The 20,100-nt window shown below is 64.5% G+C and carries 18 protein-coding genes and 2 pseudogenes; 10 read left to right on the top strand and 10 right to left on the bottom strand.

Features of this window, described 5'->3' with window-relative positions; translation table 11 throughout:
• Nucleotides 1–486: 486 nt before the first annotated feature.
• From CBI38_RS32175 to styA, 6 genes are all read right to left on the bottom strand, one after another.
• On the bottom strand, nucleotides 487–1,284 hold the full coding sequence (locus CBI38_RS32175) for an ABC transporter permease (RefSeq protein WP_109335622.1): 798 nt from the start codon (nucleotides 1,282–1,284) through the stop codon (nucleotides 487–489).
• Entirely contained in the window at nucleotides 1,281–2,228 is a 948-nt protein-coding gene (locus tag CBI38_RS32170) for an ABC transporter ATP-binding protein (protein ID WP_109335621.1), read from the bottom strand. The genes CBI38_RS32175 and CBI38_RS32170 overlap by 4 nt, the downstream gene beginning before the upstream one ends.
• Before the next feature lie 87 nt (nucleotides 2,229–2,315).
• Nucleotides 2,316–3,806: a phenylacetaldehyde dehydrogenase StyD gene (gene styD, locus CBI38_RS32165; RefSeq protein ID WP_109336087.1), complete on the bottom strand. Its 1,491-nt coding sequence runs from the start codon at nucleotides 3,804–3,806 to the stop codon at nucleotides 2,316–2,318.
• Nucleotides 3,807–3,881: 75 nt separating this feature from the next.
• The gene (gene styC / locus CBI38_RS32160; protein WP_109335620.1) at nucleotides 3,882–4,388 is read right to left on the bottom strand and encodes a styrene-oxide isomerase StyC; all 507 of its coding nucleotides are present in this window, start codon (nucleotides 4,386–4,388) and stop codon (nucleotides 3,882–3,884) included.
• 35 nt (nucleotides 4,389–4,423) lie between these two features.
• Nucleotides 4,424–4,960: a styrene monooxygenase NADH-dependent flavin reductase subunit StyB gene (styB, locus tag CBI38_RS32155; RefSeq protein WP_109335619.1), complete on the bottom strand. Its 537-nt coding sequence runs from the start codon at nucleotides 4,958–4,960 to the stop codon at nucleotides 4,424–4,426.
• Nucleotides 4,957–6,240 (bottom strand): styrene monooxygenase subunit StyA, encoded by a 1,284-nt coding sequence (gene styA, locus CBI38_RS32150; protein WP_109335618.1) that lies wholly within the window; start codon nucleotides 6,238–6,240, stop codon nucleotides 4,957–4,959. The genes styB and styA overlap by 4 nt, the downstream gene beginning before the upstream one ends.
• A gap of 486 nt (nucleotides 6,241–6,726) precedes the next feature.
• On the opposite strand from styA, the gene CBI38_RS32145 reads away from it, so the two are divergent.
• The 5 genes from CBI38_RS32145 to CBI38_RS32130 all read left to right on the top strand — a co-directional run bounded on the left by CBI38_RS32145 (nucleotide 6,727) and on the right by CBI38_RS32130 (nucleotide 11,323).
• Nucleotides 6,727–7,749, top strand: a complete 1,023-nt coding sequence (locus CBI38_RS32145; protein ID WP_109335617.1) for an AraC family transcriptional regulator — start codon at nucleotides 6,727–6,729, stop codon at nucleotides 7,747–7,749.
• Between the two features lie 297 nt (nucleotides 7,750–8,046).
• A complete protein-coding gene (locus CBI38_RS32140; protein ID WP_204165042.1) occupies nucleotides 8,047–9,057 on the top strand; it encodes an AraC-like ligand-binding domain-containing protein in 1,011 nt (336 codons plus the stop codon).
• 131 nt (nucleotides 9,058–9,188) lie between these two features.
• The gene (gene styC / locus CBI38_RS32135) at nucleotides 9,189–9,728 is read left to right on the top strand and encodes a styrene-oxide isomerase StyC (RefSeq protein ID WP_230990399.1); all 540 of its coding nucleotides are present in this window, start codon (nucleotides 9,189–9,191) and stop codon (nucleotides 9,726–9,728) included.
• A gap of 46 nt (nucleotides 9,729–9,774) precedes the next feature.
• Complete coding sequence (locus CBI38_RS38085) at nucleotides 9,775–9,945, top strand: hypothetical protein (protein ID WP_162603342.1); 171 nt, start codon at nucleotides 9,775–9,777, stop codon at nucleotides 9,943–9,945.
• Nucleotides 9,946–10,306: 361 nt separating this feature from the next.
• Entirely contained in the window at nucleotides 10,307–11,323 is a 1,017-nt protein-coding gene (locus CBI38_RS32130) for an alcohol dehydrogenase (protein WP_005253588.1), read from the top strand.
• Here the strand turns inward: CBI38_RS32130 and CBI38_RS40390 are convergent.
• The 3 genes and pseudogenes from CBI38_RS40390 to CBI38_RS40735 all read right to left on the bottom strand — a co-directional run.
• The gene (locus CBI38_RS40390; protein ID WP_335743646.1) at nucleotides 11,320–11,925 is read right to left on the bottom strand and encodes a hypothetical protein; all 606 of its coding nucleotides are present in this window, start codon (nucleotides 11,923–11,925) and stop codon (nucleotides 11,320–11,322) included. The two genes, CBI38_RS32130 and CBI38_RS40390, sit on opposite strands and share 4 nt — an antisense overlap.
• A 203-nt stretch (nucleotides 11,926–12,128) precedes the next feature.
• Nucleotides 12,129–12,443 (bottom strand): annotated as a pseudogene (locus tag CBI38_RS40740) (hypothetical protein); the annotation flags it as partial.
• Nucleotides 12,444–12,868: 425 nt separating this feature from the next.
• Nucleotides 12,869–12,973: pseudogene (locus CBI38_RS40735) on the bottom strand (DUF4158 domain-containing protein); the annotation flags it as partial.
• A 368-nt stretch (nucleotides 12,974–13,341) separates the two neighbouring features.
• On the opposite strand from CBI38_RS40735, the gene CBI38_RS32115 reads away from it, so the two are divergent.
• Both CBI38_RS32115 and CBI38_RS32110 read left to right on the top strand, forming a co-directional pair.
• Nucleotides 13,342–13,722, top strand: coding sequence for a transposase (locus tag CBI38_RS32115; RefSeq protein ID WP_109335614.1), 381 nt, complete (start codon nucleotides 13,342–13,344; stop codon nucleotides 13,720–13,722).
• 205 nt (nucleotides 13,723–13,927) lie between these two features.
• Nucleotides 13,928–14,935, top strand: coding sequence for an AraC family transcriptional regulator (locus tag CBI38_RS32110; RefSeq protein ID WP_109335613.1), 1,008 nt, complete (start codon nucleotides 13,928–13,930; stop codon nucleotides 14,933–14,935).
• A 443-nt stretch (nucleotides 14,936–15,378) separates the two neighbouring features.
• On the opposite strand, the gene CBI38_RS32105 is transcribed toward CBI38_RS32110, so the two are convergent.
• A complete protein-coding gene (locus CBI38_RS32105) occupies nucleotides 15,379–15,792 on the bottom strand; it encodes a MarR family winged helix-turn-helix transcriptional regulator (RefSeq protein WP_109336085.1) in 414 nt (137 codons plus the stop codon).
• Between the two features lie 54 nt (nucleotides 15,793–15,846).
• On the opposite strand from CBI38_RS32105, the gene CBI38_RS32100 reads away from it, so the two are divergent.
• The 3 genes from CBI38_RS32100 (at nucleotide 15,847) to CBI38_RS32090 (ending at nucleotide 20,094) form a co-directional block, all read left to right on the top strand.
• Complete coding sequence (locus tag CBI38_RS32100; RefSeq protein WP_109335612.1) at nucleotides 15,847–16,920, top strand: substrate-binding domain-containing protein; 1,074 nt, start codon at nucleotides 15,847–15,849, stop codon at nucleotides 16,918–16,920.
• A gap of 382 nt (nucleotides 16,921–17,302) precedes the next feature.
• Nucleotides 17,303–18,340 carry an aliphatic amidase gene (locus tag CBI38_RS32095; protein WP_011600029.1) on the top strand — a complete coding sequence of 346 codons (1,038 nt, stop codon included), beginning with the start codon at nucleotides 17,303–17,305 and terminating at the stop codon, nucleotides 18,338–18,340.
• 209 nt (nucleotides 18,341–18,549) lie between these two features.
• On the top strand, nucleotides 18,550–20,094 hold the full coding sequence (locus tag CBI38_RS32090) for an FtsZ/tubulin family protein (protein WP_109335611.1): 1,545 nt from the start codon (nucleotides 18,550–18,552) through the stop codon (nucleotides 20,092–20,094).
• Nucleotides 20,095–20,100: the final 6 nt, after the last annotated feature.

The raw sequence follows: 20,100 nt of genomic DNA, 5'->3' as shown, positions 1-20,100 counted from the left end.
TGGATCAGTGCGCATCGCGGACCGGGTCACTCGCCACCACAGGCATCGAGGAAGTCATGACGCAGGCACGTCGACGCCCGTGGCCCAGCCCGCACACGGTGCGGGCCCTGTCAGGGGTATGCGTGCTCGAGGCCGGCGCGTTGATCGCCGGCCCGCGGGTCGTCTCCTCGCCGACTTCGGCGCGGAGGTGATCAAGATCGGGGACCCGAACCGGCCGGACCCGGGTGACGGCGGCGGGCCTGTCAACGACGAGCCAGACTTGGTTCTGGGCCCATATTCCGTGAGTTCCTCCGAATGTGTCAGCTGCGGAGGAGCCTTCGATTTCGGGTAGGCCGAATCCTGCGCGCCCGTACTTCTCCACGACGGATGGGAGTAGTCCGGAACGGCATGGCCCGAAGGGTAATCGCCCCCGCCCCTCGGGTTCGCACAAAAGGCGTGGGCATCGAGGGGCTGTAGAGCGGGCAGTCTGACATTTCGGTGGGGCGGTCAGGAGAACTTGAAGGTCTTTCTGGCAAGCCAGATCGCGGCCACTGCCCAGGCCGTCAGCACGGTAAAATTCGCGAGGTGCATCGTGCCCTCGTTGGCGAACCGGAGTGCGCTGGCGAGGGCTCCGGAGGGGGTCAGGTCGACAACCGTCTGCAGGGCGCTGGGCTGACCCTTCGACACGGTCGAGATCCCACAGAATCCCAGCTGAACGAACCAGAGGACGTTGGCCAGCGCAAGTACGATTTCGGCGGGCAGACTTCCGCCGAGCAAAAGTCCGAGAGCTGCGAATGTTGCTGTCCCCAACGCGATCACTGCAGCGAGCGTAAGTGTCTCGTTGACGCTCGGCCGCCATCCGAGGGCGGCTCCGATCGTGCCGAGGATGATCGACTGCACCGACACGACGATCACCACTGCGGCGCTCTTGCCGGTGAGCATCGCCCACTTGGGGATCGCGTTGGCGCCGAGCCGCTTGAGCGCGCCATAGCGGCGATCGAAGCCCACCGCGATCGCCTGGCCGGTGAAACCGGTGGACATGATCGCGACCGCGAGGATGACCGGGAGGACGGTATCGACCCGCGGCGTCAGAAAATCGCCGATTGGCAACATCGTCAGGCCCACGAGGAAGGTGATCGGGAGCAGCATGGTCAGTAGCAGTTGCTCACCGTTGCGCAGCAGCAGAGTGGTCTCGAGCCGAGTCAATGCCGTCAGCACTGCGGGGACGGTGTTGGTCCGCGGCGCCGGGGTGAACGTGCCGGGCGAGAACTGCGGATGGGTACCGGGAAACGTCATGTTGGTCATCGGTAGCTCAGCTCTCGTCCGGTGAGATCAAGGAAGTATTCTTCCAGGCTTCTCTGCTCGACCTGGAATTCGGTCATGAGGACGTTCATGCGAGCGCACCAACCGGTGACGGTCACGATCAGCTGGGGGCTGAGAAGTCCGTCCACCAGGTACGCCCCGGGAGCCGTTTCGGCGACCCGGTGAGTACCCGCGAGCACCTCCTGCAGTGATCCGAGGTCCAGGCCGGGCACCGCGGTGAAACGCAACTGGTGTTCGGCGCCGCACCGCACCAGATCTTTCGGGGGCCCGGCGGCCACGACACGACCTCGATCGAGAATGACGACCTCGTCCGCGAGGGCTTCGGCCTCGGCCATCAGGTGCGTGGTGAGCACCACGCTTACCCCGTCTCGGCGCAGGCTGTGAATCAGTTCCCACACCACGTGCCTCGCCTGCGGATCGAGCCCGGCGGTCGGCTCGTCGAGGAAGACCAGTTCGGGTCGACCGACGATCGCACAGGCCAGCGACAGGCGCTGCTGCTGGCCACCGGAGAGACGTTTGTAGGGGGTGCGGACCACGTCGGGAAGTCCGAGAGTACGGATCAGCCAGTCGGGGTCGATCGGGTCGGCAGCGCAGGCAGCCACGACCCGCAGCATCTCGCCGGCGCGGGCGCCGGGGTAGCCGCCACCGCCCTGGAGCATGACACCGATGCGGGCGCGGAGCCGCTCACCGTCCATGGTGGGGTCGAGCCCGAGGATCGAGATTTCGCCCTCGTCCGGTTCGAGGAAGCCCTCGCACATTTCGATGGTGGTGGTTTTCCCGGCGCCATTGGGGCCGAGTAGGGCCAGCACTTGAGCCTGTCCGAGTTGGAGGTCGAGGCCATCTACTGCGGTGATGTCACCGAATCGTTTGACCAGTCCTTTCAGCTGCAGGCAGGGCTGGTCTGTGAGTGTCCGCCGAGTGGTCATGGCTTCTCCGGGGTGATGAGAATGGATCGAGAATGGGGCCGCGCCGGGTGGCCCGGGGGATCGTGAGGTCACCCGGCGCAATTCGGGTCAGAGGACGATTGTGATGACCTTTTCCTCGGTGTTGGCGAGGATTCCGGCGTAGCCGAGTTCCCGGCCGATGCCGCTGGTCTTCATGCCGCCCCAGGGCAGGGCGGGGTCGATTGCGGCCCAGCCGTTGACCCAGACGGCGCCGGCGCGCACTGTCCGGGACAGGGTGTGGGCGCGGGAGACGTCCTGGGTCCAGATGCTGGCGGCGAGACCGTATTTGGTGTCATTCGCCAGACGGATCGCTTCCTCGGGTTCGTCGAACGGGATGACGGTGCCGACCGGGCCGAAGATCTCTTCGCGGGCGATGGTCATGTTGTTGTTTGCGTTCGCGAAGATGGTGGGCCGCACGAAGTAGCCGGGGTGATCCGGGCGGGTTCCGCCGGCCGCGACCTTCGCGCCTTCCTTCTTGCCCTGCTCGATGTAACTCAGGACTGTGTCCCGCTGCTTGGCACTGACCAGCGCGCCGAGCGTGGTGGACGGGTCGAACGGGTCGCCGAGGACCTGGGCGTCGGCGGCGGCGCTGAGCGCGTCGACCACGTCGCTGTACAGGGACCGCTGAACGAGGACCCGGGTTCCTGCGGCGCAGACCTCACCCTGGTTGAAGAACAGACCCATCGCGGTGCCTTGCACCGCGGCTTCGACGTCGGCGTCGTCGAGGATGATCTGGGGTGACTTGCCGCCCAGCTCGAGGGTGACGCGCTTGAAGGTGTCCGCGGCCTTCTGTTGGATCAACCGGCCCACGAAGGGGCTGCCGGTGAAGCTGATCTTGTCCACGTCCGGGTGCTCGACGAGGGCGTTGCCGGTCACCGGTCCGTTGCCGGGCACGATGTTGACGGTGCCGGGGGGCAGGCCGGCCTCCTCGAGGAGCTTGCCGAGGTGCAGGATCGACAGCGGGGCTTCTTCCGGCGGCTTGACGACCACGGTGTTTCCGCACGCCAACGCGGGGGCAAGCTTCCACGCCGCGATCATCAGTGGGGTGTTCCACGGGATGATCGCGCCGATCACCCCGACCGGTTCACGGACCGTATACGAGTGGGTGGGCTTGCCGAAGTAGCCGGCCGTCGGGATCACACTGCCGGTGACCTTGTCGGCCCAGCCGGCGAAGTGGCGGAAGGTCGCCGCCGCGTTGGGGACGTCGAGCATCTTCGGCTGACCGACCGGCTTTCCGACATCGAGCGCCTCGAGCGTCGCAAGGATCTCGATGTCCCGTTCGATCAGGTCGGCGATCTTGTTGAGAATCTGCCCACGCGCGACGCCGGGCAGGGACCCCCAGTCACCGACCAATTGGGCGCGGGCGGCGCGGACGGCCCCGTCGATGTCTTGCGGTGTTCCGGCGGACACCTCGGTAAGGATCTGTTCAGTGGCAGGGTTGAGGTTGGTGAAGGTGCTGCCGTCGGACGCCGGCTGCCAGCGGCCGTTGACGAACAGTTCGGTCGGTGTGCCGGCCGGCAGCGCGGTGGCCAGACCGGGGAGGGCATCTACTGTGGTCATCGCTAGGTCTTTCTGCATAGGTGGTGAGGCGGTGAAGAGGGAGCCGAGCCGTCGGGCTCGGCCCCGAATGTGGTCTCAGGCATTCGCAGATTCGAGTGCGCGGTCCTCGGCGGTGTTCTGCCGCAGCGCCTTCCAGCCGATGATGGCCAGGGCGCCGAGGGCGAGGACACCGAAGATGTACGCCGGGGCGAGGGCAATGATGCCGAAGATGTTTGTCTCGCCGAGCCGGTTGGAGCCGAAGCTCAGTCCGCGGCTGGGAGCGAAGTTGCCGAAGAAGTAGAAGCAGACGTTCGACCATCCGTCGAGAACGACGATGTAGCCGAGCCGTTTCGCGGTCTTGAGCGGGAAGGCGAGCCTGGGTAGGACCACGGCGACCGCGATGACCATCATGCCGTTGAGGGCCGGCCCCATGTGCGCCTTCGCCCACCCTTCCGGCGAGCCCGGGATATTGAAGTGGATGATGTATCCCGGGACGATCTCGAATCCGCCGACGAGATTCATCCACAGGAACAGGCCGAACACCAGGGTGCTGAAGATCATCAGCACACCGTGACCGTACATCTTCCGTTCGAGGGTTTTCATGATTTCTCCGTGTATCTCGAGGGTGGGATATCGCGTCAGCGATCGCCCAGAACAGGTTGGTGGTAGGTGCTCGCGAAGAACATCAGCGGGGAGCCGTCCTCGGATTCACAGCGCGTGACGCGGGCCAGGAAGAGGGTGTGGTCGTGCACGTCGATCGTGTCGAAGACCTTGCATTCGAACCGCGCCAGGCTTCCGAGCAGCGTGGAAACATAGTCGCCCGCAACAAATTCCGGAATCCAATCCGCATCCCGGCGGCCGCAGAAGTAGCGCGAATGTTGCTGCTGGCTCTCGCTGAGGACGGAGACGCCGTACCAACCGCTCTTGGAGATCAGCTCGTGGGCGTACCCGGGTTTGAGTGAGATCATCACGGTCGGGGGATCGAGACTGATCGAGGTGAAACTGTTGATGGTGGCACCATGGACTCCGCCGGCTCCGTCATCCATCGTCACCACCGCGATCCCGGTGGCGAACAGGGCCACCGACGTGCGGAACTGAATCGAGTCGGCGACCGTGTCGACGGGCGCAGGCGCGGTGGGCGCCGCCTCGGGATGCGCTTGCGCGGTGCGGGTCATGACTGCGCTCCCGCCTCCGCGAAAGGACGCTCGGACTCCTCTGCGGCGCCGGTGCTGTTCTGCTCGACCCAGGCCTTCATGTTCTCCGGGCTCGAGAAGACATCCCACTGGGCCTCGGGGTAGTTGAAGTTGTCGGTGAACTTGTCGGCCAACTTCCGATCCAGGCTGACCGCGCCGAGGAGTTCCACCAGTTCATTGGGAAGAGTCCTCAGGTTGGTCAGCATGTAGTTGGTCCACCTAGTGGCGCCGAGGACACGGTTCGCGCGGCGCGCGTCGACACGCTCACAGAACAGTTCGTCGAACACCTCGTGGCCGGCAATCTCCTCGCCCAGAACATGCGCAGCGTACGAGGCCATGTTGCCGCCCTGGCCCAGCATCGGGTCGACCGTCGCGTGGGCGTCGCCGAGCAGGACGGCGAGTTTGCCGTTGGCGAGCCTGATGTGGCCGTGGCGCACCGTCGGCGTCACCCCGCCCTGGAGGATGTCCAATGGACCGTTGGCCAGATCGAACTCCTCCACGTCGATCCGCTCCACGAGGGTCGGGTAGTGAGTGCGGAGCTTTTCGAGCAGGAGATCGAGGAAGGCGCGCGGGTCATCGTCATAATGGGTCTTGGCGAGGATCTCCAGATCGCCACCGGGGTGATTCTCCATCACCAACGCTGTCGAGTGACCGCAGAAGGTCACCGTGGGGATTTCGATCATCTCTCCGGCACCAGGCGCGATGTAGAAGGTGACGGCGCGGGTTTCCGGCTCGGCGATGCCCTTGAACAGGCCCACACACAGCTGACGCTGCGGCTCGCTGAACGGGGAAGTCTGCTCGTCTCGCGCGAAGAGTTGGCCGAGTCCACCCTTGCCGGTGCCCACGACGACGAGGTCGTATTCGTCCGAGAGGTCGGTGAGGTCCTCGACGCCGACCGGCCGGTACTCGATCTTGCCGCCGCGTTCTTCGAAGTCCTGCATCAACTGCGGCAGGTAGATCCGGTAGTCCACCGCTCGACTGGGCTTGGCGTAATCTCCGTAGAACTCGATCGGCATCGAGGGGACGCCGATGTAGTAGTAGTGACCGAAGTAGCCGTCGTTCGGCCAGTGATTGACGCCGAGGTCATCCTCGTGCGCAACGGTCACCGAGTGATGCGCCACCGTGTTGAGCAGCCGCACATTCGCGTACTCCTCGGGCCTCCGATCCGTGAAAATCGTTGCGTCGATCCCCTTCTCGTTCAGGTACAGACCGAGGTGCAGGCCAGCGGTTCCGGCTCCGACGATGGCGATTCGCTTGCTCATGGATGGTCTCCTCATGCAGTCGCGGAGAACGCGACGGTGGGTATGGACGAGGGGTTCGGTGACCGGCCCGAACGCCTTCGGCGCATCAAGCGGTCTTTCACCCGATGTTCGTGGTCTGTGACCAGCATCACCGAGTATGCGCAGGTCTGATCGGCCATTCATTGACTCGGGCGCACGGATAGTTGGACAAACCCGCACAGCAAACTTGTCTGATTGTGGCGGAGTAACGGGCGCGAGCCGCGGCTACCTCGTCGTTATGGATTTGCAACGTTCTGCCCCTCAAGCTGGGTGCCCACAGGGTCTTTGGCATCGAAGGCGGGATGTGCTGGCGATGCTCGGTGTACTTGCTTTCGCGGGGAGTCACTGCCGAGCTCGTCCTCCGAGTTGATCGAGGAGAGTCGGCATGGTCGGCGCTGTTCTCAGCCCCTGGTTGCGGCGATCGACGCCGCAGGGTGCACGGGTAGCGTGGGGCATGGAGGCGGGAAGATGCACGACCCATCGCGCGCAGCGGGTGACACAACGGGCGTACCCGAGCCTGAATCGAAGCGCCGGGTATCGGCGTTCGACACCTGCCGCCTCGACGAAGCCCAGGCAGCCCTCGGTCAGACGTACTACCCGCACCGACTGGACCAGCTCACCACGGACCCCGACCTCACCATGTCGCTGCGCACGGTCCGGCTCGGTCCACTGACCCTTGGGCGACTGTCGTACGGAGCGGAAGTCAGCCTGGACTTCGGTGAGCTCGAAAACGCCTACCACGTGAGTATTCCGCTGTCGGGCCGCGTCGAGACGCAGACCGGCCGACAGACCAACATCTTCACTCCCGAGCGCGCATGCATCTACCTGCCACACCAGCCGACCCGGATCACGCGGTGGAGCGCGGACGGCGTCCAATACGGCATCAAGTTCGACCGCGACTACCTCGAAGCCGAGCTGCGCGCCCTCCTCGGCCGTCCCGCCCGTACGCCGGTGACGTTCGACCCGGTACTCGACCTGTCCAGCCGAGAGGGTGCCAGCTGGTTGGCGCTGGTCCGGACCCTTACCGCTGACCTGGACGAAGACCACAGCCTGCTCTACAACCCGCTGATGTCCGGCCAGCTGGTAAACGCGTTGACCACCGGTCTGCTGCTGGCGGCGAAGCATGAGCACCGCGACCTGCTGGTCTCGCCGGCACCGGAGGCCCGGCCGCGCACCATCAAGCTGGCCATCGATGCGATGCACGCCCATCCCGAGGAGGCATGGACCGTCCGCGGGCTGGCGGAATTGGTCGGCGTCAGCGTGCGCACCCTGCAGGACGGATTTGCGCGGTACGTCGGTATCTCGCCGGTGACCTATCTCCGGGACCTCCGGCTCGAGCGCGCCCATCAGGACCTGATTCAGGCGGATGCGCGTCACGATGCGGTCGCCGATGTGGCCTACCGCTGGGGTTTTCGGCACCTCGGCCGATTCGCCGCCGACTACCGCAGGCGGTACGGGCAGTCGCCGTCGCAAACCCTGGCCACGACGTAGTTGACGAAAATCCCTACGCCCCGAAAGTTCCTGCGCTATCTGGACAATCCCTGCGCCATATGGACCGTCGCCACCGTGTGATGCATCTATCGTTGCCAGCGGGGGCCAGACCCATTGGGACGCAGCCCCATCCCGAAGGTGCTGCTGTTGAACGGCTGAACCTTGCTGCTTTTGGCACTGTTCCCCCCGCCGGACGATGCGCAGTCGCCTGAGCCTCCTACCTGATGACAATCGACGTCCAGCCGAGCGCGGCGCCCCCACCCGCCGCACGGCTTCCTGTGGAATAAGGACCAGCCTGTGAGTGCCCTCTTTTCGTGCAACGATCTGCCCGCCCACCAACAGTTCGATGCCTGGCGTGAGACGGTCTCCAACGCGTTCGTGCCACTGGACGCGAAGTCCCACACCACCGGCCCGTTCCATGGTGAACTTCTGACCGAGGCGGTCGGTTCGCTGCAGGTTTCCGAGGTCAGCGGAGGGGCTGTGGAGGTGTGCCGGACACCGGATGCGATCCGGCGCTCGGATCCGGGCTACCTGAAGTTGGGGATGCAGATCCGCGGCTACTGCGTCTTGACCCAGGACGATCGGGAGGCCGCCCTGACCCCGGGGGATTTCAGCATCTACGACACCAGACGGCCGTACCAGGTCTGCTTCGAGAGGGACTTCGCGCAGTTGGTGGTGATGTTCCCCCACGAGTTGATCCATCTGCGGCCGGACGCCCTCGACGAGATGACGGCCAGGAGGGTCTCCGGCCGCCGGGGGATCGGCGGCCTGGTCTCGAAGTTCCTCGTCGGGATGGCCGAACAGTTGCGGGGCGTCGAAGAGCTGACGGCAAACCAACACCTGTCCAATGGGGTGCTCAATCTGCTCGCGGCGGCGCTGTCCGAGCAACTCGGCTGCGAATCGAATGTGCCGCCCGAGACACACCGGGCTGCTCTGATTTTGCAGATCAAGGCCTTCGTCGATGCCCGGCTTTACGACCCGGAGCTCAGTTCACACCTCATCGCCCGCGCCCACAACATCTCGCCGCGCTATCTGCAGAAGATGTTCGAGGGTGAAGGGACCACCGTAACGGAGTGGATCCGCAGGCGACGTCTCGAGAACTGTCGCCGCGATCTCGTCGACCCACGGCTCAGTACGACACCGATCGCGACGATCGCCGCGCAGTGGGGACTTCTCGATTCGTCGTACTTTTCGAAGCTATTCAAGACTACGTACGGGATGCCACCGCGGGAGTTCCGATCGCAGGCGGAACGCCCCGTAGTCGATGCCGCTGGTACGTCTACGCAGAACTACTCGCACGCAGACTGACGGTGCGAGCGCATACTGACACGTGTCGACCTCGACGTGGCGCCGAGGCCGTGATTCACAGGCCGGTTCGTCGGCGGGCAATTCTTCGGCGAGACAGACCGCGTACCCGTCACACGCCCGGTGGAGGAGAAATGCAAATACAACAACTGCAACGAACAATGGCCGGCCACGGGGTCCTGATGATCTTCTCGACCCTCATCTCCGGCGTGCTGTTATGGATCAAGCTGCTCGGGGGATGGGAAGTGCGGCCCGGCCGTATCGTCCGATTCGACATTCCCGGGACCGAAGAGGGTTGGGCCCGTGCTCATACCGGCCCGGTTCTCAACGGGGTGATGGTGATTGCGGTCGCCTGGGTCATGCCGTTCACCGGCCTGAAAGAGAAGCTGGCCAATCGGCTGGGATGGATCGTCGTCCTCGATGGCTGGTCTAACGTGCTCTTCTACTTCTTCGGGAACCTCACGAAGAGCCGCGCCCTGAGTTTCGGATCCAATCGCCACGGCAAGACCAACATCTTCGGAGTCCTCGGCCTCGGCCCCGCGTACTTCTTCGGAGTGCTGGCCGCGATCGCGCTGCCGATCATCGGTTGGAACGCGATCAAGAACGCGAATTCGACCACGACCGAGGGGCCGATATCGGATCCACCCGCGACACGGCTGAGCGGGCTACCCTGAAGGCCGAGGAAACCCCGGTGCATTCGCCGGACGCTGATGGTGTGACGTGGACTCTGACCCGTCCGAGTCAGCGCCGGTCGGCGCGCCGGTGGCGATGGCGGTGAGGTCGACGCCGCCTGCCCCCATGACCCGGCTCGACATCGTGGCACTGCTGAAGGACCCGGCCGAGGGCACCCAGACCTACTCGTGCGGCCCTGAGCGTCTGCTTCCGCGCTAGGCGGCCTCCGGTTACTGGCCGGTCGCTTCGCTGCACGTCGAGCATTTCACATCGTCGCGAAGCTCGATCCGGACAACCTCGATGTCGAACTCCGCGACTCCGGTCTCACCATCCATGTCGGGCCGACCCGACGGATGCTCGACGCATTGTGCGGACGCCAGTCGACATCCAGAGCGGCTGTGAGGAGGGCCTGTGCGGGTCCTGCGAGGCTCCAGTCCTCGAACCGCGACATGGTGCTCACCAAACCGAACGGGCCGAGAGCAAGTTGATGATGACCTGCTGCTCCCGTGCATGCGGGACGTCAATCACCCCTCGGACTTTGATCCGATTGCCCAGCATACGATTAGAAGGAGAACACAGGATGAGAAAGATGAAAGCAGTGGAAGTAAGACAGCCTGGAGGGCCTCTGCAACTCGTAGAGCGCGACGTCCCCAAGCCCGGAACGGGACAGGTTCTCATCAAGGTGCAGGCTTGCGGGATCTGCCACAGCGACGTTTTCACCAAGGAGGGATTGTGGCCCGGCCTCCGGTTTCCCCGTGTTCCTGGACATGAAATTGCCGGGATCATCGATGCGGTCGGTTCGGGCGTGGACGACTGGAAACCGGGCCAACGGGTCGGCGTGGGGTGGCACGGAGGACATTGCGGCAGTTGCGAACCATGCCGCCGAGGCGATTTTGTCCTCTGCCAGCGCGCGCTTGTGCCGGGCATTAGCTATGACGGGGGCTATGCCGAGTACATGGTCTCTCCTGTAGAAGCCTTGGCGTGGCTTCCGGACGACCTCTCTGATCTTGAGGCGGCCCCCCTGATGTGCGCCGGCATCACCACCTTCAATGCGCTTCGTAACAGCGGGGCGCGACCCGGCGATGTGGTCGCCATCCTCGGCGTCGGCGGTCTTGGACATTTGGGTGTGCAATTTGCGACCAAGATGGGCTTCGAGACAGTGGCGATCGCCAGGGGGAAAGACAAAGAGGCGTTGGCAAAGAAATTGGGCGCCCGCCACTACATCGACAGCGGCGCACAGAATGTGGCAGAGGCGCTCACCGCCCTCGGCGGGGCGAAGGTCATCCTAGCGACCGTCACAAGCGGCAAGGCAATGAGTGCCACTGCCGGCGGGCTCGGCCTCGACGGGAAACTGATTATGGTCGGCATCTCGGAGGAGCCGGTAGAGGTGCCCATCGCCCAGTTCATTATGGGACGACATTCAGTTCAGGGCTGGCCGTCGGGGACCTCGGCGGACTCGCAGGATACCTTAGCCTTCAGCGCCCTGGCGGGCGTCAGGCCGATGATCGAGGAGTTCCCACTCGAACGCGCGGCTGAAGCCTACGACCACATGATGAGCGGAGGAGCACGGTTCAGGGTGGTGTTAAAGACCGGCTAAACAGCGCGCCTTGATCTTTGCGTGGCAGACGAGTCGGCCTGATCGTGTTCGGATTGGTGTTCTGGGCCTGTGGAGTCGTATTCCGCGTGTGGCGGACTACCCGATGTCATCGGGTGCTGACCCGGTTCCTCGTGCCCGGAGCTGCCAGGTGTTCGAACCGGCGGGTTCGTAACGTCAGCACCGCCCCGCGGTACTCGCCAGGCAGGCCCGCGGCGTCCCAGGCGGCTAAGCGCGCGTCTGAGAACTCCGGGATGGGTCACGCCGTGCGGGCGAGGCGGCGTGACATGGTGGCGATCATGGCGATGTAGACCATCGCTTCGTGGTGGTCGGGCCGGGTTTCGTAGTCGCGGACGCATCGGCGGTGTTTTCAGATCCAGGCGAAGGTTCGCTCGACTACCCAACGCCGGGGAAGAACCTTGAACCCTTTTGACATCGTCGGTACGCTTGACGACCTGAACCGTCAGGGACACCACCCATTTCGACCAGTCGATCAGGCGTCCGGCATAGCCGCCGTCCGCCCACACCAGGCTGATTGTCGAGAATCGGGCACGCAGCGCGGCCAGCAGCCGGATGGCACCGTCGCGGTCCTGAATCCCGGCCATGGTTACCACGACCGCCAGAGCAGCCCGTTGGTGTCGACCGCGATATGACGTTTGCGGCCGTTGATTTTCTTCCCGCGTCGTAGCCTCGGCTCGACCGTGCCACCGTGTCGGCGCCCTGCACCGACCCGATCACGTAACGCATCGTGAATCCGCTGCCATACTCCCGCGCGAAACCAGCGGACGAAGATCGCGTACACCGTGGTCGCGGGAGGGAACTCGGCGGGCAACTGCCGCCAGGCGATCCCACCTCGAACGACATAGAAGATCGCATCAAGTGCCAAGGGAGGTTCCTCGAAAACCACGTCAGCCGCCTCATCGCCCACGCACTGGTGCCGCACGCGCGCGAATGCAGGCGGCGGCGCAGACGGCGGCAGTGCTTTTCGGGACGACCACCACTGCCCGTGGTGTTGCCGGGTGGAGGAAGCAGTGGTTCGAGAATCGCCCCTTGGGCGTCGGTCAACGAGGATGACGAGTACACCGCGCACCGATGCCCGATCCCCTGATCCGGGGTAGGGCATGACGGACACAGTGCGATGGGTGATGATGGCAAGTGGACTCCTGGTCGGGTCGTGGCCTAAGCACCTACTGACCTACCAGGAGTTCACCCATTCCTCACCAGCACACGCCGATCACCCAGAGTCTTCAGACGTTCTCCTTGTTATTTAAGTGCGCCACGAGCGCGGAAGGTGAGGTTTGGTTGTGTAGGTGACCTTGCTGGAAGCGGTGCTGTGCAGGAGATGAGGGTTTTGTGGCCCCTCTTAAGTCGCCTTGTGATGGGAGGCTTCAAACTACCCCGAGCTGCGTTAGCTGAAGATGTTTGACCAAACGGGCTATGGTGCGGGCGCCGGTGATGCTAGCGTCAAAGCGGGAAACACCTACGGCTGCAACATCAATTCGGTTCCGGCTAAGTGATGGCCATGGGTCACCTCATTTGCGAGCGGTGACGGACGGTCACCAGCTGGACGGCGAAACCGAGCCGGTTGTAATTCCGCCGCCGATCGGCGATCAGACGCCGGTCCTCGTCGTCCAGATGGAAGAACCGTTCCAGCCTCCCGCCGCGCCGAACTCGACGCCGCCCGCACCAAGGGGCAAGCGGACGATCGGGCCCGGGCGGAGGCCGACGAACAACGGCGCCGCAACCCAACCACCCCGAGTCCGGCCGCAGCCGTTGCGCGGCGGGGCTAGGTGCAGGGCTACAACTGTCAGGCCTTCACCATCGCCGACGGGATCATCCTGGCCACCGGGGTCGGAGTGAGTTCGGCTGACTACGCGTACTTTCCGAGATGGTCGCCAAGGCCGGGAAGGCGGCGACACTGATCGAGCGCCCGGCGGCGCACCGACTCGCCCGGCACGACACCGACAACACCGCAGGAGAAAACGCCGGAGGAGAAAACGCCGGAGGAGCTGATCGGGATCATGCTCGTCGACGCCGGGTACTGCTCGAACGAGAACCTCACCGAACCGGGCCCGGACCGGTTGATCGCGACCGGCAAATCCCGCGACCTCGAGGCCGCCGCCAGCGAGCAACCCGCCGACGGTCCATCACCGGCCGATGCCGACCCGATCCGCGCGAGGACCCACCGGCTGCGCACCGAAGAAGGAATCACGACATACCGCAAACGCTCCCACATCGCCGAAACCCCGTTCGCCCACGCGAAACACAACCTCGGATTCCGCCGATTCATCGGCCGCGGACTCGACCGGGCGACCAGTGAATGGTCCTTCCACGCCGCCGTGCACAACATCGGCAAGATCCTCACCCGCCTGACCGGCGATCCCCTCCCGGCCACCGGATAGACCCCGGCAAGACCGGTCGACCGGACCCGGCCACCCGATCACCTCGCAAGTCCAGGCGAGCCGGACCCCTCAACGGAACCCGACCCACCACACTCTCACCGGCCATCACACAAAAAGCAACAGCCCCACAAACGCACTTTTTCGCGTACTACCGGCGCAGCCACCCGTCCGAGGTGACGCGTAACCTGGGTCGCGGAGGCTGAAGATGCACGAACCATCGCGCACAGCGTGCGACCCCGAATCGGCGCGCCGGGTGTTGGCGTTCGAAGCCCGTCATCTCGACGAGGCCCGGGCGGCCGTCGGTCAGATGTACTACCCGCACCGTCTGGCCCAGCTCACCACGGACTCCGACCTCGCCATGTCGCTGCGCACGGTCCGGCTCGGTCCGCTGACCCTGGGGCGGCTGTCGTACGGAGCGGAAGTCAGTCTGGACTTCGGTGAGCTCGAAAACGCCTACCACGTGAGTATTCCGTTGTCGGGCCGCGTCGAGACGGAGTCCGGCGGAGAGACAAATGTGTTCACTCCGGAGCGTGCGTGCATCTACCTGCCGCATCGCGCGACCAGGATCACGCGCTGGAGTGCAGACGGCATCCAATACGGCATCAAGTTCGACCGCGACTACCTCGAAGCCGAACTGCGCGCGATCCTGGGACGGCCGCCGCGAACTCCGGTGACGTTCGACCCGGTACTCGATCTGTCCCGTAGGGAGGGGGCAAGCTGGTTGGCTCTGGTCCGGACCCTCACAGCGGACCTGGACGAGGACGCCGGCCTGCTCTACAATCCGCTGATGTCCCGTCCGCTGGTACAGGCGTTGACCACGGGTCTGTTGCTGGCGGCGAATCACGATCACCGCGAACTGCTGGTCGCGCCGACACCGGCCCCCGCCCGCCCGCGCACCATCAAGCTGGCCCTCGATGCGATGCACGCCCACCCCGAGGAGCCGTGGACCGTCAGCGGGCTGGCGGAGCTCGTCGGCGTCAGCGTGCGCACCCTGCAGGACGGATTTGCGCGGTTCGTCGGCGTCTCCCCGGTGACCTATCTTCGGGACCTCCGGCTCGAGCGCTCCCATCAGGACCTGATTCAGGCGGATCCGCGCCACGATGCGGTCGCTGATGTGGCCTACCGCTGGGGTTTTCGGCACGCCGGACGATTCTCTGCCGAGTACCGGAGGCGGTATGGGCAGTCGCCGTCGCAAACCCTGACTACGACGTAGTAAACGAAAACCCCCTGCGTTTCTGAAAGTCTCTGCGCTATGTGGACAATCCCTGCGCCGGGTGGACAGTCACCGACGTGTGATGCATCTAACCTCTTGCCAGCAGGGAGCGAGACCCCCATGGGGCGTGGCTATGAAAGAAGGTCGTGTAAATGCGTCAAGGCGATATTTCGTCAAATCCCGCCACGGTGGGGGCCTCGGTAGTCGACTACAAAATGCCGCGCCTGCACGCCAACGTCCCCTCCGGCCATGGATCGACGGAAACCGCACTGATCGGACGGCGCGGGCCGACTGGTCCGGAACCACGTGCTGTCCGCAACTCGGACGGCACGCGGTCCGGCGGGGTTGTCGTGGCCGGCGACATAGGTGAAGTCGCACTGAGGCAAACCGCCGATTCGCCATCGGTGCCCGGCTCTGACCTCGGTCACCGTAGTGAAAGTGAGTCAGAGTCGATGGAGAGCAGCCTCCGGGAGATGGTTCCCCTCGAGGAATATGCGTTCGTGCTCGTGTACGACGGTGGCAAGCCGGCGATGGAGAGCCCGTCCGCGTGCGCTCAGGTAGACGCGAACCTTGCGGCGATCCACCGAGTCGACCTCGCGATACACGGCTGCGGTGGACACCAGACGGTCGACGATTCGGGTCAGCGTCGCACCGTTCGCAGCGGTCCGGACAATCAGGTCCGCCATCGTCAAACCGCGCTCTCGAGCGAGCGCCTCGAGCACCAACCAGTGATCGAGGGCAAGCCCGTGGGGTTTGAGTGCCGTGTCGATATCGGCAGCCAGGCGTCGAGACGCGCGGGTCAGCGACGCCGCCAGGGACTCCGGCCGATCCTCGTCCGGGATCTGTCTCTCCGCCATCTCGATTCTCCCCTGTTGCCCGAACTGCATTCATGACAAATACTTTCATTTGAGATGATATACGCACCCGAACGTACCCGGTCGTCGGACTGGACGATCGCGATGGTGGTGCCCCTGCAAGGGCCCGCCGGCCTTTTCGGGCCCTCGTGTGAGGCGATGAGCGAGCTGGTCGCCCGTGACCTGAACGACGCGGGCGGCATTCTGGGCCGCGAGGTCCGGATGGAGGTGGTGGACGGCGGTGGTGATCCCGCACGAGTTGCGGCCGAAGTGGGTGCGTTGGTCGATCAGGGACGCATCGATGCCGTCACCGGCTGGCACATTTCCTCCGTACGTCACACCCTCGCGCCCGTGCTCGCGGGCCGAGTTCCCTACGTCTATCCGGCATTGTACGAAGGCGGGGAACACCGACCTGGTGTCTACTGCAGCGGTGAAACGCCGCGACTGCAGATCGAACCCGCGTTGCGCTGGATGCGCGAACACATGGGAATGCGGAGGTGGTATGTCGTCGGCGACGACTACGTCTGGCCGCGCCGCTCCGCAGCGGCCGTGCACGCCTTCGCCGACGAAATCGGACTGGACATCGTCGGTCAGTCGTTCGTCAGTCTCGGTGGCCGAAACATCGGGCGCGTCGTCCGACACATCGCCGAGACCGAGTGCGATGGAGTGTGCATGCTCCTGGTCGGACAAGACGCTGTGGCCTTCAACCGGAGCTTCGCCCGCGCCGGCCTTCAGGACCGGCTGATCAGGTTCACACCCTTGATGGACGAGAACATGATGATCGCGAGCGGGCCCGGCGCGTTGGTGGGAATGTTCGCCGCCGCGTCCTACTTTCGGTCGAAGGTGGATACGAACTCGATGGCCCTGCTGGGCAGGTACGTCGACCTCCACGGACCGGACGGCCCACCGATCACCGCCGTATCGGAGTCGTGTTACGAAGGCGGGCAGACTCTGGCGCAGCTGATCGGTCGCGCCGGCAGCCCCTCGGTCGCCGCCATCGACGCTGCGCTCGACGGGACCGCGTACGAGGGCCCCCGCGGCACCGTCGAATTCAAAGGCCGCAGGGCGCATCAACCGGTACACCTGGCGGTCGCCAACGGGCTCGATTTCGACGCCCTCACGACCTTATAGCCTGCACCGCTAACTGGCTGAATCTCTCGCAGCGAACGTCGCCACCGGCAGGCCGGTGATAGTCGGCGGTCTCGACGACGACTCACCCATCGGCGGGCCCCACGCATATCCGACGACGACGCCGGTCTCTGCCCGACCACATCGGGGCACTGCATCGGCCCGCTCGCATCATCGTCACGATCCCGGCGCGGCGGGCCGCGTACTACGAGACAACCCGAAGGGCGCCTATCCATTGACGGACGTTCACCTACAGTCTATTTTCAAATGAGAATGTTTCGGGCTCCACTCGGACGGACATCCACCTCGCGAATCGTAGCCGGAACATTCCCCACCCTGAGGGACGACGATGTCCGCACTCCCTCGATGACCAATCAGGAGAATCATGCGACACGGCGACATTTCATCCAACGACGACACCGTCGGTGTAGCAGTCATCAACTACAAGATGCCGCGGCTTCACAGCCGGGCCGAGGTGCTGGAGAACGCCTGCAAGATCGGCGAGATGGTCCGGGGCATCAAGTCCGGTTTGCCGGGCCTGGACCTGTTGATCTTTCCGGAATACTCCACGCACGGAATCATGTACGACCAGCAGGAGATGTTTGACACCGCGACAACGGTTCCCGGTCCCGAGACCGCGATCTTCTCCGCCGCGTGCCGCGACGCGGGCACCTGGGGTGTCTTCAGTATCACCGGCGAGCAACACCAGGATCATCCGAACAAACCCCCGTACAACACCCTCGTATTGATCAACGACCGCGGGGAAATCGTGCAGAAGTACCGAAAGATCCTGCCGTGGACTCCCATCGAGGGGTGGTATCCGGGCGGAGAGACGTACGTCGCCGACGGCCCGAAAGGCCTCAAAGTCTCGTTGATCGTGTGCGACGACGGCAACTACCCGGAAATCTGGCGGGACTGCGCCATGAAGGGCGCCGAGCTGATCGTGCGCAGTCAGGGCTACATGTACCCCGCCGCGGAACAGACCGTCCTGATGGCCAAAGCTATGGCTTGGGCCAATAATTCGTACGTCGCCGTCGCAAACGCCGCCGGTTTCGACGGTGTCTACACCTACTTCGGTCATTCCGCGATCATCGGGTTCGATGGCCGCACCTTGGGGGAGACGGGAGCGGAAGAATACGGGATTCAGTATGCGCAGCTGTCGATTCCGGAAATCCGGAACGCGCGCAGGCACGACCAATCCCAGAACCACCTGTTCAAGCTTCTGCACCGTGGGTACACCGGCGTTCACGCTGCCGGCGACGGCGACAAGGGCGTCGCTGATTGCCCGTTCGATTTCTACAAGCTGTGGGTCAACGATGCCCAGAAGGCGCAGGAATCGGTCGAAGCCTTCACCCGGGACACGATCGGCGTCGCCGAATGCCCGGTCGGCGACCTGCCCACCGACAACGTCTCGGAAGCCTGAGCGCGGCCGAGAAGGCCAACCGGAGAAGCCCTTGTCCCGCTAGACGTTTCGGTCGACCTCGACCGGAGCCGGATTGGGTGCCACCGGGTCCTGCCCAGGGCTTCCGAATGAACAGCCGCTGCACCCCGCAACGCATACCGGCCTGACCTGACTTCCGCCGTCACCGCCCGCGCAAGTTCACTTTCACTTTCGAGCAAAGGAAAAGATAGATGCCCGACCACGGACATGACCACGGCCACAACCACGACGCCTGTGACAGCGAATCGCTGGGGCTTACCACCGATCTATCTCGCATCGAGGCGCTGGTGACTCAGGGCGTGCACCGGATTGGGGACCACGAGGGCCCGTTCTCCCTGCACGTGCTCGGTCTGGGGAAGACCGGCGCCAACGTCATCGAGGAGATGATCGGCGCCCACGCAGACGTCGCCGCCGACACCGAGACGCCCTTCCATGCACTTGCCGTCGATATCGGGGACGCGGAACTCGTGGGAGTCAGGCACGCAGCCGAGAACGCCCCGGTCGACCGAGTGCACGTGCAGACCGTCAGCCTTCCGGCACCGGACAACAGCACCCTGTTCGCGGGGCTTCGGCGGTACCGGGAGTTCCTCAAGACGGAATACCCCCGCTACTACTGGAACCCGAACTACGAACCGTGGTTGCCCAACGATCTCGAAGTACCTTCCGCGGGGGCACACTTCCCGCGCGCCCTCGCCAAGGGAATCTATGGCATCGAGTACTACCAGGGCGGCCAGGTGACCTCCGCACTCGATTCCTTCGCCGAGTCGGTCCTGAACAGCACACAGACACCCCTGGTGTGCATCGTCTTCAGTCTCGCTGGCGGAACCGGTAGTGGCATTGTCGTCGAGCTGGCCCGGCATCTGTCGACGATTCGGCTGGGACGGCGGGCGTTGGTCCTGGGCATCGGTGTCCTGCCCTCGGACGGAGATCCGGTGGAGCTGCAGGACGGCCGCATGTTCACCACCATCAACGAGCTGGATTGCATGATCGACTCGGAAAAGAACAAGGGCGTCATGGCCGTGTGGGGCGACCTCTACAAGAACCCCTTCACCGCAGGGTTCTTCGCCGTGCCGCAGAACGCTGTCTACGAGCGCACAGGCGACGTCCAGCAGACTCACACGGAAATCGACTGCGACCTCGCCGATTTCGTCCTACGTGATGGCGGAACTCATCTCTACGAATCCATCAAGGCCCTGAACTGGCTGAACGTTCCTGCCAACGCCTGGCATCCGGCCACGCGCGGAGAACAAAGCGATCGGTGGATCAACCTGCTGAGCGTGGGAGCCGGTCCGGGTCAGGACATTGTCAGCGCCCGCGAACTAGCGGCCAGTGCCGTCCCCGACTTCGCCGAAGTCCGCGTCTTCGGAAAGGAGACGGACGACCAGGACGGCGACACGGCCGCCGGCGCACTCGCCGCGGTGGTCACCACGGCCGTGCGGCCCGGGAGCCTCGTCTTCCCGTCCAATGAAACACCCACCGTCAGCGCCTTCATCCCCCGCCTGAGCAAACTCGACATGGAATTCTTCGTCGCCAGCCGCGAAGTGTACGACTCCCTGGACTGGGAAGAAAAGCTGATGCGCCATGCGTGGCTGCTCGATCTGGGAGTGCTGTTGTGCGAGCCGTCCACCCGCTTCGAAGGCGTCGGCGGGGAATGCATCCTCGGCTGTGCGTGCTGGGTGGTCGTACCGCACGCGGCCATCCGCGGAGAACTGGAACTGACCGAGACCACGCACTGAATCGCA

This window comes from Rhodococcus oxybenzonivorans (assembly GCF_003130705.1).
Classification (GTDB): Bacteria; Actinomycetota; Actinomycetes; order Mycobacteriales; family Mycobacteriaceae; genus Rhodococcus_F; species Rhodococcus_F oxybenzonivorans.
This window is presented reverse-complemented; position numbering and strand designations above follow the sequence as displayed.

Excerpts from the sequence above, each read along its gene's own strand:
- CBI38_RS32175 (WP_109335622.1), bottom strand. The coding sequence starts at position 1,284 with ATGACCAACATGACGTTTCCCGGTACCCATCCGCAGTTCTCGCCCGGC.
- CBI38_RS32170 (WP_109335621.1), bottom strand. The coding sequence starts at position 2,228 with ATGACCACTCGGCGGACACTCACAGACCAGCCCTGCCTGCAGCTGAAA.
- styD (WP_109336087.1), bottom strand. The coding sequence starts at position 3,806 with ATGACCACAGTAGATGCCCTCCCCGGTCTGGCCACCGCGCTGCCGGCC.
- styC (WP_109335620.1), bottom strand. The coding sequence starts at position 4,388 with ATGAAAACCCTCGAACGGAAGATGTACGGTCACGGTGTGCTGATGATC.
- styB (WP_109335619.1), bottom strand. The coding sequence starts at position 4,960 with ATGACCCGCACCGCGCAAGCGCATCCCGAGGCGGCGCCCACCGCGCCT.
- styA (WP_109335618.1), bottom strand. The coding sequence starts at position 6,240 with ATGAGCAAGCGAATCGCCATCGTCGGAGCCGGAACCGCTGGCCTGCAC.
- CBI38_RS32145 (WP_109335617.1), top strand. The coding sequence starts at position 6,727 with ATGCACGACCCATCGCGCGCAGCGGGTGACACAACGGGCGTACCCGAG.
- styC (WP_230990399.1), top strand. The coding sequence starts at position 9,189 with ATGCAAATACAACAACTGCAACGAACAATGGCCGGCCACGGGGTCCTG.
- CBI38_RS32130 (WP_005253588.1), top strand. The coding sequence starts at position 10,307 with ATGAGAAAGATGAAAGCAGTGGAAGTAAGACAGCCTGGAGGGCCTCTG.
- CBI38_RS40390 (WP_335743646.1), bottom strand. The coding sequence starts at position 11,925 with ATGGCCGGGATTCAGGACCGCGACGGTGCCATCCGGCTGCTGGCCGCG.
- CBI38_RS32115 (WP_109335614.1), top strand. The coding sequence starts at position 13,342 with ATGCTCGTCGACGCCGGGTACTGCTCGAACGAGAACCTCACCGAACCG.
- CBI38_RS32110 (WP_109335613.1), top strand. The coding sequence starts at position 13,928 with ATGCACGAACCATCGCGCACAGCGTGCGACCCCGAATCGGCGCGCCGG.
- CBI38_RS32105 (WP_109336085.1), bottom strand. The coding sequence starts at position 15,792 with ATGGCGGAGAGACAGATCCCGGACGAGGATCGGCCGGAGTCCCTGGCG.
- CBI38_RS32100 (WP_109335612.1), top strand. The coding sequence starts at position 15,847 with ATGATATACGCACCCGAACGTACCCGGTCGTCGGACTGGACGATCGCG.
- CBI38_RS32095 (WP_011600029.1), top strand. The coding sequence starts at position 17,303 with ATGCGACACGGCGACATTTCATCCAACGACGACACCGTCGGTGTAGCA.
- CBI38_RS32090 (WP_109335611.1), top strand. The coding sequence starts at position 18,550 with ATGCCCGACCACGGACATGACCACGGCCACAACCACGACGCCTGTGAC.